This is a genomic window from Sphingopyxis sp. (assembly GCF_036675685.1).
Taxonomy (GTDB): domain Bacteria; phylum Pseudomonadota; class Alphaproteobacteria; order Sphingomonadales; family Sphingomonadaceae; genus Sphingopyxis.
Genome location: NZ_JAKFEM010000015.1, coordinates 1 through 12,737, shown reverse-complemented (window position 1 = coordinate 12,737; position 12,737 = coordinate 1). Strand labels below are relative to the sequence as shown.

Genomic DNA, 12,737 nt, shown 5'->3' with positions numbered 1-12,737 from the left:
GTCACCCTTCGCAACGGAGCAACCCCTCATGCGCTACGCCCTGACCACCGCCCTGCTGGCGACGTCGATGTTCAGCCTGCCGACCGCGGCGCACGCCCAGGCGATGACCGCCGAGGAGGCGGCCGCGCTGCGCGCCGAAATCGCGGCACTGCGCGGGCAGGTCGAAACGCTCGAGGCGCGGCTCGACGCCGCGACAGTGGCGCCGGCGCCCGCCCCGGTAGCCACGCCCGCACCGGCGCCGACCGCGCCGCCGGTCACCGCAAAGCCCGCGACCGAAATCAGCTGGAAGGGCGCCCCCGAGATCAAGACCGCCGACGGCTGGAGCTTCAAGCCGCGTGGGCGCGTGCAGATCGACCTTGCGGGCGTCGACACCCCGGCGGGGGTCACTGGCCCGCGCGGCGGATTGAAGACCGAATTCCGCCGCGTCTATCTGGGCGTCGACGGGAAAATACCGGGCGGCATTTCTTATCGCGTCGAAGCCGACATGGCGAACAACGCGATCGAAATGACCGACGTCTATTTCACCTATGGTCCGGGGCCGCTTTCGGTCACCGTCGGCCAGCTCAAGCCCTTCTGGTCGCTCGACGAGATGACGAGCGACCTGTTCACCAGCTTCATGGAACGCGCCGCCTTTACCCAGGCGTTCGGCTTCGAGCGCCGCGTCGGTCTCTCGGCGCAGTATAAGGGCAAGGAAGTCCTCGTGCAGGCGGGCGTGTTCGGCGACAATGCCAACGACCTGCTCGACGATTCCAACAACAGCATTGGCTTTGACGGCCGCGCGGTGTGGATGCCCAAGATCGGCAAGGCGCAGCTTCACCTTGGCGGATCGGCGCACTGGCGCGACATGAACGACCCTGCTGCGACCATCCGCTATCGCGCGCGGCCCTTTGCGCACACGACCGACGTCCGCCTCGTCGACACGGGGCTTCGCGACGCGACCGGCGAACGCGGCATGGGGCTGGAAGGCGCCGTGCTCGTGGGGCCGTTCCATGCCGCGGGCGAAGGCTTTTGGCAGACCGTCAAGCGGTCCAGCGTCGCCGACCCGACCTTCTTCGGCGGCTATGCCGAAGTCGGCATGGTGTTGACCCCCGGCGATGCGCGCGGTTACAAGGACGGCGCGTTCGACCGGCTGAAGCCGTCGAAGCCGATCACCGCGGGCGGCATCGGCGCGATCGAGGTCAATGCGCGCTACGACTATCTCGACCTCAACGATGCCGGGCTGGTCGGCGGACGGCAAAAGACCGCGCTGTTGGGGATCGTCTGGGCGCCGATCGACTATATCCGCATCACCGCCAACTACGGCAAGCTGTGGCTGAGCGACGCCCGCATCGCCACCGCGACGGGCGACCGCAGCTATACGGCCGATACGTTCGGGCTGCGGACGCAGATCGATTTTTAAGAAAGCTCGTCATTCCCGCGAAAGCGGGAATCCAGGAGCAACGGCAGAACTGGGTTCCCGCTTTCGCGGGAATGACGAAGATATATTTAGACGCTCTTGCCGGAGTCCAGCGCATAACCCGCCGACCGCACCGTGCGGATGATGTCCGTCGTGCCCGGCAGGTTGATCGCCTTGCGCAGCCGGCGGATATGGACGTCGACCGTACGCAATTCGATGTCGCTGTCCTGGCCCCAGACGCTATCGAGCAATTGCCCGCGCGAAAAGACGCGGCCCGGATGCTCCATGAAGTGGCGCAGCAGGCGGAACTCGGTCGGCCCCATCGCGACCGTCTGTGCGTTCCGGATGACCTTGTGCGCGACCGAATCGAGCTCGATGTCGGCATAGGTCAGCAATTCGCCGGCGAGCGCCGGGCGCAGGCGGCGGAGCACCGCCGACACGCGCGCGACGAGTTCGCGCGGGCTGAACGGCTTGGTGACATAATCGTCGGCGCCGGTTTCGAGGCCGCGGATGCGATCCTCTTCCTCGCCGCGCGCGGTGAGCATGATGATCGGGACGTTCGCCGACTTGGGGTTGCGGCGCAGGCGCCGGCAGACCTCGATGCCCGGCAGGCTCTCGATCATCCAGTCGAGCAGGACGATGTCGGGGACGCGTTCCTCGACCAGGACGAGCGCTTGCTCGCCGTCCGGCGTTTGCCGGACCGAAAACCCCTCGCGTGCGAAATGCCAGACGATGAGCTCGGCGATTGCCTCGTCATCCTCGATGAGCAGCAGGTCGGGCTGCGGCATCAGCCTTGCTCCTGCTCCGCCGATGCGGCGCCCTCGGGGGTCTCGCCGCGCTCGCGTTCCTCCATCCGCTCGCCGGTCACGACATAATAGACCATCTCGGCGATGTTGGTCGCATGGTCGCCCATGCGTTCGAGGTTCTTGGCAACGAACAGCAGGTGCGCGCTCTCGGTGATGTATTTGGGATTTTCCATCATGAAGGTGACGAGGGTGCGGAAGATGCTGTTGTAGAAATCGTCGACATTCTTGTCGCGGACGGTCACCCGCACCGCGAGTTCGGCGTCGCGTGCGGCGAAGCTGTCGAGCGCGTCGTGGATCAGTTCGGCGACGATCGACGACATCGACATCAAGAGCGGGATCGCCTCGATCGACCGCGTCTGGTCCATCAGTGCGACGCGCTTGGCGATATTCTTCGCATAATCGCCGATACGTTCGACGACCGAGACGATTTTCAGCGCCGCGATCATCTCGCGCAGATCGTCGGCCATCGGGGCGCGCAGTGCGATCGTCTGCGCGGTCAGCTGCTCGACCTCGGCTTCGAGCGCGTCGATCTTCTTGTCGTCGCGCACTACCTGCGCCGCGAGCTCGAGGTCGCCGTTATTGAGCGCATTCATCGCCTGGAGCAGCGCCTGTTCGGCGCGGCCGCCCATCTCGCTGATCAGCCCGCGCAGGCGGTTCAGATCCTCGTCGAATGCCTTGACGGTGTGATCGTTGACTACTGCCATCTACTTCGTCCTTGTTCGGTCGCTGGGCTTAGCCGTAGCGGCCGGTGATATAATCCTTGGTGCGTTCCTGCTTCGGGTTGGTGAAGATGTCGGTTGTCTTGCCGTACTCTACCAGCGTCCCGAGGTGGAAAAAGGCGGTGCGCTGCGACACGCGGGCTGCCTGCTGCATATTGTGCGTGACGATCACGATAGCATATTTGCCGCGCAATTCGTGGATCAGCTCCTCGATCTTTGCGGTCGCGATCGGGTCGAGCGCCGAGCAGGGCTCGTCCATCAGGATGACTTCGGGATCGACCGCGATCGCGCGTGCGATGCACAGGCGCTGCTGCTGGCCGCCCGACAGCGCGGTGCCGCTTTCCTGAAGGCGGTCCTTGACCTCGTCCCACAGGCCGGCACGCACCAGCGCGCGTTCGACGATGACGTCGAGGTCGGCCTTGTTCGGCGCAAGGCCGTGGATGCGCGGGCCATAGCCGACATTGTCATAGATCGACTTGGGGAAGGGGTTCGGTTTCTGGAACACCATGCCGACGCGCGCGCGCAGCTGGACGACGTCCATCGACGGCGCATAGATATTCTCGCCATCGAGTTCGATCTGCCCGGTCACCTTCGCGCTCGCGACGGTGTCGTTCATACGGTTCAGCGAACGCAGAAAGGTCGACTTGCCGCAACCCGACGGGCCGATGAAGGCGGTGACGAGGTCGGTACCGACGTCGATCGACACGTCGTTGATCGCCTGTTTCTCGCCATAGAAGACGTTGACGCCGTGCGCCTTCATCTTGGGGTCGGCGATGGTAAGATCGTCTTGGGTCATGGGGTCACCAGCGTTTTTCGAATTTGTTGCGAAGATAGATCGCAAAGGCGTTCATCGACAGCAGCACGACAAGCAGCACGATGATCGCGGCGGAGGTTTTCTCGACAAAGCCCCGGTCGACTTCGTCCGACCAGAGGAAGATCTGCATCGGCAGCACGGTCGACGGCGAGCAGATGCCGCCCGGAACGTCGCCGATAAAGGCGCGCATGCCGACGAGGAGCAACGGCGCGGTCTCGCCCAGCGCGCGCGCCATGCCGATGATCGTGCCGGTGAGGATGCCGGGCAGCGCGAGCGGCAGGACATGGTGGAACACAACCTGCACCGGGCTGGCGCCGACGCCCAAGGCGGCGTCGCGGATCGACGGCGGTACCGATTTGATCGCGTTGCGGCTGGCGATCACGATCACCGGCATCGTCATCAGCGCGAGCGTCAGCCCGCCGACGAGCGGGCTCGCCTGGCAGAGGCCGAACCAGTTGATGAACACCGCGAGCGCGAGCAGGCCGAAAATGATCGACGGCACCGCGGCGAGGTTGTTGATCGACACTTCGATGAGGTCGGTCCAGCGGTTCTTCGGCGCATATTCTTCGAGGTACAGCGCCGCGAGCACCCCGGTGGGGAAGGCGATGAGGAAGGCGATGAAGATCGTCAGCACCGACCCCTTGAGTGCCCCCCAGATGCCCGCGACCGCGGGGTCGGTGGCGTCGGCGTTTCTGAAGAAGGGCCAGTGGATGCCGGTCGACAGCTTGCCGTCCGCCTTCAGCGTCGCGACCGCCGCGCCGAGCGCGCCCTTGCCGCCGTCCTTGGCGGCCATGTCGACCTCGGACGAGGCGGGCAGTTCGAACACCGTCTTGCTCCCCAGCAATTCCGGGTCATCCTTGATCGCGCTGCGCACTTCCTTCCACGCATTTTCGCTGATCATCGCCGATCCGCCGGTCCCCAGCGCCTCGTCGGCGGCAAAGGCGACGATGTCGGCGAGCCCCGCGTTCGCGATCACCTGATCCGCATCGGCATCGCCGAGCCGCGACTTGTCGATCGTCAGCGGCATTGCCTTGAAATCGATCGGCACCGCGACATGCGTATAGGTAAAGCCGCGCGCGCCGTTGCCGACCATCACGAACAGCAGGAAGGCGAGGAAAGCGCCCGAGAGCAGCACCGCGCCCAGCCCGATCAGCCTGAAGCGGCGTTCGGCGGCATAGCGTCCCGCGATGCGCTTCTGCATCACGGCGCCTTTCCAGTCGGTGGGGGCGGTTTCCCTATTCATAAGCTTCGCGATACTTTTTGACGATGCGCAGGGCGACGATGTTGAGCAGCAGCGTGACGATGAAGAGGACGAGGCCGAGCGCGAAGGCGGCGAGCGTCTTGGCGCTGTCGAATTCCTGGTCGCCGGTGAGCAGCTTGACGATCTGCGCCGTCACCGTGGTGACGCTGGCAAAGGGGTTGGCGGTCATGTTGGCGGACAGGCCCGCGGCCATCACCACGATCATCGTCTCGCCGATCGCGCGGCTGACCGCGAGCAATATGCCGCCCATCACGCCCGGAAGCGCGGCGGGGATCAGCACCTGGCGGATCGTCTCGTTCGGCGTTGCCCCCAAGGCGAGGCTGCCGTCGCGCATCGCCTGCGGCACCGCGTTGATGCTGTCGTCGGCCATCGAGGAGACGAAGGGGATGATCATCACCCCCATCACGATACCCGCGGCGAGCGCGCTTTCGGTCGAGGCGTTCGGAATGCCGAGCATCACCGCGAAATTGCGCAAAGCAGGAGCAACGGTCAGCGCGGCGAAATAGCCGTAAACGACCGTCGGCACGCCCGCGAGGATCTCGAGGATCGGCTTCACCCACTGGCGCACGCGCGGCGCGGCATATTGGGTGAGGTAGACCGCGGTCATCATCCCGATCGGAATGGCGACGATCATCGCGATGATCGCGCCGATCAGCACCGTGCCCCAGAACAGCGGGATACCGCCGAACGTATCGTCGACCGGCGCGCCGCTCGTCGGTGCCCAGTTGGTCCCGAAGAGCAGCTCGGCGGGCGAGACGAGGCGGAAGAAGCGGATCGATTCAAAGAGCAGCGACAGCACGATGCCGAAGGTCGTGAGGATCGCGACCAGCGACGCGAGCAGCAACAGCAGCATCACGATCTTTTCGACCCGCGTCCGTGCGCGGAAATCGGGGCGGATGCGCGTGAAGGCGTAGAGCCCGCCCGCGAGCGCCAGTGCCAGCATCGCGGCGATGCCGATCCACGCATATTTGTGGCTCGCGTCGGCGTAAGGCTTCACCAGCCCCGCCGCGGCGGGCATCCGCACCTTGTCCTGATTGCCCAGCGCGACGTTGCGCGCGTCGGACAGCACCGCGCCGCGCTCGAAGCCGAAGGATGGCAGGCTCTGCGCCGCCTCGCTCGAGAGCACCTGGTTGGTGATCAGTCCGGGCGAGACCGCGGCCCACACGGCCAGGAAAAGCGCCGCGGGGGCGAACAGCCACAGCGCGACATACCAGCCATGATATTGCGGGCGCGAATGCAGCTTGGTGCCCGCGCGGCCCGCCAGCAGGCTCGACCGCGCGCGGCCGGCCAGCCAGCCGATCAGCGCGAGACCCGCGATCAAAAGCAAAAGGGCGGCGGCGTTGAAGGTCACTAGATCTTCATCCGGTCAAAACCTTCGTCATTGCGAGCGAAGCAATCCAGAGCGGTTTACGCAAACTCTGGATTGCCGCGTCCCCCGGATCAAGTCCGGGGTTCCTCGCAATGACGATCCGTCGAAAAAAGACGGTGGCCGGATCGAGCGAACCCCGCCCGGCCACCAGCGGGAGGAAACTTACTTGAGCTGCGACCCGTCGAGCGCGGTCATGCCCTTGCCGTTCGCCGCCGCGGTCGCCGCGATGTCCTTCGGCGACACGATCAGGCCCTTGGCGTTCAGATACCCGCCTTCGCCCGCGCCCTTCAGGAACTCGGCGACATATTCGGCGAGCCCGGGGACGACGCCGACATGCGCCTTCTTCACATAGATGAACAGCGGGCGCGAGCCGGGATAGCTGCCGTCGGCGATCGCGGCATAGCTGGGCGCGACGCCCTGCACCGGGACGGCCTTGATCTTGTCCTTGTTCGCATCGAGATAGCTGAAGCCGAAGATGCCGAGGCTGGTCGGGTTCTTGTCGAGCTTCGAGATGATGAGGTTATCATTCTCGCCCTGCTCGACATAGAAGGGCGCGCCGCGCAGCGCGGTGCAGGTCGCCTCGTGCTTTTCCTTGTCGCTGTCCTTCAGCGCCTTCATCTCGGGATTGGCGTCGCAGCCCTTGCCGAGGATCAGTTCCTTGAACGCATCGTACGTGCCGCTGGTCGACGGCGGGCCAAAGACCGAGATCGCGACCGCGGGGAGGGCGGGGTTCACGTCCTTCCACGTCTTCGCTTCGTTGGGCTTGCCATAGGGGTTGGCCGCGAGCGCCTTGTAAACATCTTCTTCCGACAGCTTGAAGCCGGGGCCGCGGGTCGCTTCGCCCAGCGCGATTCCGTCGATGCCGACCTGGATTTCGACGATCTCTTTCACGCCGTTCGCGGCGCAGGTGTCGAATTCCTTCTTCTTGATGCGGCGCGATGCGTTCGCGATGTCGGGGGTGTCGCCGCCGACGCCGGCGCAGAAGCGCTCGAAGCCGCCGCCGGTGCCCGTGCTGTCGATCTTGGGCGTCTTGTTGCCCGTCGCTTCGGCGAATTTCTCGCCGACCGCGGTGGCAAAGGGATAGACGGTCGAGGAACCGACCGCGCTGATATAATCGCGCGCACCGCCGCCCGAAGACGCCTGATCCTGACACGCGGAAAGCGCCAGCGCGCACACGGCGGCGCCGACGGCACCAAGAACGCGGGGGGCGAATTTCTGAGCCATCGAATTTGTCCTGTAGAGGGGTCGTTACCGAACCAAGCCGCCACCCCTGCAGCGACTCGCTGGCTGCCATTTGGGGGAGTTGTGTGACGCGTATGTGACAGAGATTGTCATATAAGTGTCATGTACGGCGCGTGGCCATATAGAAGCTGAACGATTAAGGATGCGGGACCAAGCTGCTGGAGAGAAATAAGATATGCATGTCACGGTGAAAGCGCCGAAGAGGATCGAAATCGACCCATATTCCAGCGTTGCGGTGCGACTCACAATGATGCGTGATGATCTCGTGCTTGCCCATGGGTCAGGCTTCTTGTGGGCGGAGGGGCACCAGCTCGGTGTCGTGACCGCTTGGCATTGTTTGACGGGAACACATCCAGAAACCCGGCGATCCCTGAACCCAGAGAAAGGTGCGCGGCCAAATAAGATCGCCGTGTCACTTTTGATGCGCGATTTGGGCGAGGGCACGATCACGATCTGGCTCCACGGCCCAGAAAGCGGCGATCCCATGTGGCGCGTCCATCCGCTTGGATCGGCGGAAATCGACCTTGCCGTCATTTGGGTCCCCAATGAGGCGATGCCTGCCGATACGATGACCACGCCAGCCAATGCTTTGACCGATAGCCCTTTAATCCTGCACGTGGGCACCGATCTTTTCATTCTTGGATACCCGCGCAATTTGCACCGGTTTGGTCTGCCGATCTGGAAAAGAGCCTCGCTTGCAACGGATATCGATGCGACGCTAGAGGAACCCGGCAAGCGCCATCTGCTGGTCGATACTGCTTCACGTGACGGAATGTCGGGTGCGTTGGTGATTGCACGAAACCGCGGCATTGCGCATTTCGAGAACAAGAACATGATCGCTGGCGGCGAGTATACCCGCCTCGTTGGCGTCTACACTGGTAGGGTTGGTGGAGCCGATGACATGGCTGCCCAGATTGGCATCGTGTGGCCAATGCGTTATGTCCGGGAACTGATCAGCGATGGAGTGCCCGATGACTTCGTCTAGCGGCCCGACAGGGAGTATCCGGTTTGATCCTCATCACCGGCCACGTCATCATGACCCCCGAGAACGCCGCGCACATGATCGCGCTCGGCGCTGAGCATAGCGCGCGGTCGCGCGGCGAGGCGGGGTGTCTGGGGCATCGCTGTCATGTCGATGTCGAGCAGCCCGACCGCCTCGTCTTCGTCGAGGAGTGGGAGAGCATCGACGCGGTCCGCGCCCATTTCGCGGTGCCCGCGTCGGGCGCCTTCGTCGCCGAAATGCGCGCGCTGTCGCCGCAGCCGCCGGTGATCCGGATTTATGCCGCCGAGGATGTGACCGCGAAGCTGATGGGGTAGGGCCACTTTCTCCCCTCCCTTTAGGGAGGGGTTGGGGGAGGGCATGTTCCGGTTGTCGGGAAGGCTTACAGACCCTCCCCAAACCCCTCCCGCAAGCGGGAGGGGCTTTACGAATTCATACGCGTCCCATCCCGCCCGCATGCTATACCCACCTTTCGGGGCAATGGTCGGCGACGTCGATCAGGCTCGCCCCGCGATTTTGGTTGCCGACAAGGCCGCGTCCCGCGGCCCGGGTCGACCCGGAAAGGCGCGCCGCATGGCTGCCGATCACCCCTCTATCCATCTGGGCCGCACGCTGGGGCTCGCGGTGGTGCTTGCCTCCGACGCGCCGCTGTTGCTGCTCGACGAAAAGCTGGCGATCGTCGCGGCGAGCGACAGTTTCTGCGCCGCGTTCGGGATCGATCCGGCGACCGTCACCGGCCGCTCCATCTATGATCTCGACAACCAGCAATGGGATTTGCCGCGGCTCCATTCGCTGATCGACGCGACGCTCTCCGGCGCGGCGGAGGTCGAAGCCTATGAGGTCGATATCGAAACCAGCCTCGGCGGGCGGCGCCGGCTGGTGCTGAAGGCGCAGCGGCTCGACTATGGCGACAGCCTCCACACGCGGATGATGATCACCGTGATCGACGTGACCGAGGTGCGGAAGAATGAAAAGCGCCAGACCGAGCTGGTCCACGACAATGCCGCGCTGCTCCACGAGATGCAGCACCGCGTCGCCAACAGCCTGCAGATCATCGCGAGCATCCTGATGCAGAGCGCGCGCAAGGTGCAGTCGGACGAGGCGCGCGGCCATTTGAGCGATGCGCACCAGCGCGTGATGTCGATCGCGACGCTGCAACGCCACCTCGCCGAATCCGACGCCAGCGATGTCGAGCTCGAACCCTATCTGGCGCAGCTGTGCGCCAGCATCGGCGCGTCGATGATCTTCGACCCCGACCAGCTCACCCTGACCACCGAAGTCGACCCGGTGTCGATCGGCGGCGATATGTCGGTCAGCATGGGGCTGGTCGTCACCGAACTGGTGATCAACGCGCTCAAGCACGCCTTTCCGGACGGCCGTCCCGGCCATGTCGTCGTCGGCTATACCGCGAAGGGCGACGACTGGACGCTGTCGGTGTCCGACGACGGGGTCGGCATGGCCGAGGACCCCGAACGCGCGCGCGCCGGGCTGGGGACGCGCATCGTCCAGGCGCTCGCCAAGCAATTGAAGGCGGACATCGCGGTCGAGGATACGGGGCCCGGCACCCGGGTGTCGCTGACCCACGCGGCGCGGTCGGTTGTGCAGGTCGCCGCCAATGACGCGAAGGAAAGCGCGGCGGTTTGAGAGGGTGGCCTTCTCCCCTCCCGCCTGCGGGAGGGGCGGCGAGACTTGCGAACTTGTTCGCTAGTCGCAGCGGGGTGGGCGTTTGCCACGCCGCTGCCCACCCCCAACCCCTCCCGCAAGCGGGAGGGGAGCTAGAACAGAAAAACCGCTGTCCTACATTATCGGGCTGTGCCAGCCTTCATCCCGGCTCTTTCGATATGGGGACAAAGGCGGTCGCTGCCCGGCGTGCGGGCACGGCTATGGCGGGACGCGCATATATGTTCACCGCAGAGCGGGTATCATTTTACTGCGACATAGGCTGAACTTTCCTGAACTTTGGAATATCATTGTCCATCGGCCCGCTGTTCCCCCACTTGATCCGGGGTTCAGTTGCGATAGGTCCGGTCGACGGACCCCGGATCAAGCCCGGGGTGACGAAGTGGGATGCGCGGGGGCATATGAGCGGGTTCGAATTCATCTTTTCGCTGTTCGGGCTGATCCTCGGCCTCGCGCTCGCCGAGGGGCTGGGCGGGCTGGCGCGCGCGCTGAAGGCGAGCCACCGGGTGCGGATCGGCTGGCCGACCGCGTTGCTCGGGCTGTTCGTGTCGTGCGACGTCGTCACCTTCTGGATGTACGGGTGGGCGCTGCGCGGCCTGCTGCCGCTGGGCTGGCCGGTGATGTTCGGCGGCTTCGTCGTCACCGCCATCTATTATGTCGCCGCGTCGCTCGTCTTCCCCGACGACCCGGCCGAGTGGAGCGACCTCGATGCCCATTTCGACAAGCACCGGCGCACGGTGCTCGGCGGCATCTTCCTCTGTAACGTTGCGTTGATCGCCGTCGCCGCGGCGTTCACCGGCCTGCCGGGCGCGGGCAGCCTGCGCAAGATCATCCTGACCTGGTCCTTCTTCCCCGTTGCTGCCCTCGCAATCGCGGCAAAGGACCGCCGGATCGTCATCGCCTGCCTCGTCTGGCTGATCGCGCTCTATCCGCTCTCGGCAGTGTGGCACTGATTACTGGACTGCAGTGGTTTTGGCGACAATGCGCCACCCCGCCTCGGTGCGATAGAGCAGCAGCTGGTCGATGTAGCGGTCGCCGCCGAAATACAGTTCATAGGTGACCGCACTCATCGACGGCGTCGCATCGCGGCGGTCGAGGATGCGGCCAGTCGCGGACGGGTCTGGGCGCGCGGCCCAGCTGGCGAGAACTTCGGCGAAGGGTTTGCAGCCGACCGGCGCGCTGCTGTCTTCGGGCAAAGTGCAGAACTGGCCATCGGGCAGGAACAGCTTTTGCAGCTCTTCGACCCGCCCGGTCCGCAGGCCGCCGACATAATGGGCTTCAAGCGCCTGCTCGGGAGAAGATGCCTGCGCCGCATGAGCAGGCGCAGCCGCGAGCAGCGCCGCGACGCAGGGAAGGGCAAAGCGCGCAAAATCGAGGGGCATGTCCGAAACTCCCGCCGCATATCATGCGCACAGCTTAGCCTGTCACGGGCGCTTTCTCCAGCCGGGTAGCGACCGCGCCGCCAAGACAGAAGGGGCCCCGAACCCAGGTCCGGGGCCCATTGTTCGATACGCTTAGTCGGTGGTGGGCGTGCTGCCCGCGACCGGCTCGGCCGGAGCGGCCGGCGCCGCGGGCGCGGGCGCTTCGATCGACGCGGTGGAGGCCGCCGGCGCCACCTCGGCGGTCGGCACGATCCGTGCGCCCGCCGGGATGGCATAAGCGAGCGGCTCGTTCGTCCGCGCCATCAGATGCTGGCCGTTCGGGATGATCGCCGACTTGCCCGTCACGAACGCGCCGAACACGCCGACCGCGATCGCCGCGCCGATCGCGGCGCCGGTGTTCCCTTCGCCTTCCTGGCGGTGCATGCCCGCCAGCGGCAGCCGATGGCCGTTGGGCAGCGTCAGTTCGTTGAAGGTGATCTCCATCTTCGCCGATTTGCCGAACGCGCCCTTGCCCGTGCGCCAGGTCACCGTGCCCATGCCGCGCGTGCCCTTCGGGATCACGACGACGCCATTGTGCATCACGTCGAACACGGTGTGCATCGGCACGGTGTGTCCCTCGCGCAGCTTCTTGCTGTTCGCCTCGGCATCGGGCGTCAGGATCACTTCGGTATAGGATGGCAGCATCAGGCCGGATGCCGGCGCCGCGACGGCGACCACCGGTGCGACAACCGCCGGAACCGCGGCCGGTGCAGCGGTCGTTTCGACGACGGCTGCCGGTTCGGCAGTGGCGGCCGGAGCGGCGCTTTCCTGCGCGTGAACCGAAACCGAAAGCATAGCAAAAGCGACCGCACAAGCGGACGCGCCCCTCAGGTAAGTCATCAATTTTCCCCCAAGCCGCAGAGTGCGGCCTTGAGTCACTTGCAGGGGTGTAAAAGACTTGTCAATTAGGGTCAGGACTCATTGATCAGAGCCAGAAGATGACGGTTGCGGCGAGAGCCACGGCAGAGAAGAAGGCCTTCGGGCACCGATCGTAGCGCGTCGCGACGCGTCTCCAGTCCTTCAGGCGGC

Annotated in this window: 13 protein-coding genes and 1 pseudogene; 5 read left to right on the top strand and 9 right to left on the bottom strand. The window is 65.0% G+C overall.

Annotation, left to right across the window (positions count from 1 at the left end):
- The first annotated feature begins 28 nt into the window (after positions 1 to 28).
- Positions 29 to 1,399, top strand: coding sequence for an OprO/OprP family phosphate-selective porin (locus tag V6M50_RS06675; protein WP_332817777.1), 1,371 nt, complete (start codon positions 29 to 31; stop codon positions 1,397 to 1,399).
- A gap of 86 nt (positions 1,400 to 1,485) precedes the next feature.
- On the opposite strand, the gene phoB is transcribed toward V6M50_RS06675, so the two are convergent.
- The 6 genes from phoB to V6M50_RS06645 all read right to left on the bottom strand — a co-directional run bounded on the left by phoB (position 1,486) and on the right by V6M50_RS06645 (position 7,589).
- Complete coding sequence (gene phoB / locus V6M50_RS06670; RefSeq protein ID WP_332817776.1) at positions 1,486 to 2,184, bottom strand: phosphate regulon transcriptional regulator PhoB; 699 nt, start codon at positions 2,182 to 2,184, stop codon at positions 1,486 to 1,488.
- On the bottom strand, positions 2,184 to 2,906 hold the full coding sequence (gene phoU, locus V6M50_RS06665; RefSeq protein WP_332817775.1) for a phosphate signaling complex protein PhoU: 723 nt from the start codon (positions 2,904 to 2,906) through the stop codon (positions 2,184 to 2,186). The genes phoB and phoU overlap by 1 nt, the downstream gene beginning before the upstream one ends.
- A gap of 28 nt (positions 2,907 to 2,934) precedes the next feature.
- Positions 2,935 to 3,717 carry a phosphate ABC transporter ATP-binding protein PstB gene (pstB, locus tag V6M50_RS06660; RefSeq protein ID WP_332817774.1) on the bottom strand — a complete coding sequence of 261 codons (783 nt, stop codon included), beginning with the start codon at positions 3,715 to 3,717 and terminating at the stop codon, positions 2,935 to 2,937.
- 4 nt (positions 3,718 to 3,721) lie between these two features.
- Positions 3,722 to 4,978 (bottom strand): phosphate ABC transporter permease PstA, encoded by a 1,257-nt coding sequence (gene pstA / locus V6M50_RS06655; RefSeq protein ID WP_332817773.1) that lies wholly within the window; start codon positions 4,976 to 4,978, stop codon positions 3,722 to 3,724.
- A complete protein-coding gene (gene pstC / locus V6M50_RS06650; protein WP_332817772.1) occupies positions 4,971 to 6,347 on the bottom strand; it encodes a phosphate ABC transporter permease subunit PstC in 1,377 nt (458 codons plus the stop codon). Before pstC ends, pstA begins: the two co-directional genes overlap by 8 nt.
- A 180-nt stretch (positions 6,348 to 6,527) precedes the next feature.
- The gene (locus V6M50_RS06645) at positions 6,528 to 7,589 is read right to left on the bottom strand and encodes a substrate-binding domain-containing protein (protein WP_332817771.1); all 1,062 of its coding nucleotides are present in this window, start codon (positions 7,587 to 7,589) and stop codon (positions 6,528 to 6,530) included.
- A gap of 193 nt (positions 7,590 to 7,782) precedes the next feature.
- On the opposite strand from V6M50_RS06645, the gene V6M50_RS06640 reads away from it, so the two are divergent.
- The 4 genes from V6M50_RS06640 to V6M50_RS06625 all read left to right on the top strand — a co-directional run bounded on the left by V6M50_RS06640 (position 7,783) and on the right by V6M50_RS06625 (position 11,240).
- On the top strand, positions 7,783 to 8,592 hold the full coding sequence (locus V6M50_RS06640; protein WP_332817770.1) for a trypsin-like peptidase domain-containing protein: 810 nt from the start codon (positions 7,783 to 7,785) through the stop codon (positions 8,590 to 8,592).
- A 23-nt stretch (positions 8,593 to 8,615) separates the two neighbouring features.
- Positions 8,616 to 8,924, top strand: coding sequence for a putative quinol monooxygenase (locus V6M50_RS06635; protein WP_332817769.1), 309 nt, complete (start codon positions 8,616 to 8,618; stop codon positions 8,922 to 8,924).
- Between the two features lie 256 nt (positions 8,925 to 9,180).
- Positions 9,181 to 10,251: a sensor histidine kinase gene (locus V6M50_RS06630; RefSeq protein ID WP_332817768.1), complete on the top strand. Its 1,071-nt coding sequence runs from the start codon at positions 9,181 to 9,183 to the stop codon at positions 10,249 to 10,251.
- Between the two features lie 437 nt (positions 10,252 to 10,688).
- On the top strand, positions 10,689 to 11,240 hold the full coding sequence (locus tag V6M50_RS06625) for a hypothetical protein (RefSeq protein WP_332817767.1): 552 nt from the start codon (positions 10,689 to 10,691) through the stop codon (positions 11,238 to 11,240).
- Here the strand turns inward: V6M50_RS06625 and V6M50_RS06620 are convergent, their stop codons facing one another.
- From V6M50_RS06620 to V6M50_RS06610, 3 genes and pseudogenes are all read right to left on the bottom strand, one after another.
- Positions 11,241 to 11,669: a nuclear transport factor 2 family protein gene (locus tag V6M50_RS06620; protein ID WP_332817766.1), complete on the bottom strand. Its 429-nt coding sequence runs from the start codon at positions 11,667 to 11,669 to the stop codon at positions 11,241 to 11,243.
- Between the two features lie 132 nt (positions 11,670 to 11,801).
- Positions 11,802 to 12,503 (bottom strand): hypothetical protein, encoded by a 702-nt coding sequence (locus V6M50_RS06615; RefSeq protein WP_332817765.1) that lies wholly within the window; start codon positions 12,501 to 12,503, stop codon positions 11,802 to 11,804.
- 130 nt (positions 12,504 to 12,633) lie between these two features.
- Positions 12,634 to 12,737 (bottom strand): annotated as a pseudogene (locus V6M50_RS06610) (IS5/IS1182 family transposase); the annotation flags it as partial.

Excerpts from the sequence above, each read along its gene's own strand:
- V6M50_RS06675 (WP_332817777.1), top strand. The coding sequence starts at position 29 with ATGCGCTACGCCCTGACCACCGCCCTGCTGGCGACGTCGATGTTCAGC.
- phoB (WP_332817776.1), bottom strand. The coding sequence starts at position 2,184 with ATGCCGCAGCCCGACCTGCTGCTCATCGAGGATGACGAGGCAATCGCC.
- phoU (WP_332817775.1), bottom strand. The coding sequence starts at position 2,906 with ATGGCAGTAGTCAACGATCACACCGTCAAGGCATTCGACGAGGATCTG.
- pstB (WP_332817774.1), bottom strand. The coding sequence starts at position 3,717 with ATGACCCAAGACGATCTTACCATCGCCGACCCCAAGATGAAGGCGCAC.
- pstA (WP_332817773.1), bottom strand. The coding sequence starts at position 4,978 with ATGAATAGGGAAACCGCCCCCACCGACTGGAAAGGCGCCGTGATGCAG.
- V6M50_RS06645 (WP_332817771.1), bottom strand. The coding sequence starts at position 7,589 with ATGGCTCAGAAATTCGCCCCCCGCGTTCTTGGTGCCGTCGGCGCCGCC.
- V6M50_RS06640 (WP_332817770.1), top strand. The coding sequence starts at position 7,783 with ATGCATGTCACGGTGAAAGCGCCGAAGAGGATCGAAATCGACCCATAT.
- V6M50_RS06630 (WP_332817768.1), top strand. The coding sequence starts at position 9,181 with ATGGCTGCCGATCACCCCTCTATCCATCTGGGCCGCACGCTGGGGCTC.
- V6M50_RS06625 (WP_332817767.1), top strand. The coding sequence starts at position 10,689 with ATGAGCGGGTTCGAATTCATCTTTTCGCTGTTCGGGCTGATCCTCGGC.
- V6M50_RS06620 (WP_332817766.1), bottom strand. The coding sequence starts at position 11,669 with ATGCCCCTCGATTTTGCGCGCTTTGCCCTTCCCTGCGTCGCGGCGCTG.
- V6M50_RS06615 (WP_332817765.1), bottom strand. The coding sequence starts at position 12,503 with ATGCTTTCGGTTTCGGTTCACGCGCAGGAAAGCGCCGCTCCGGCCGCC.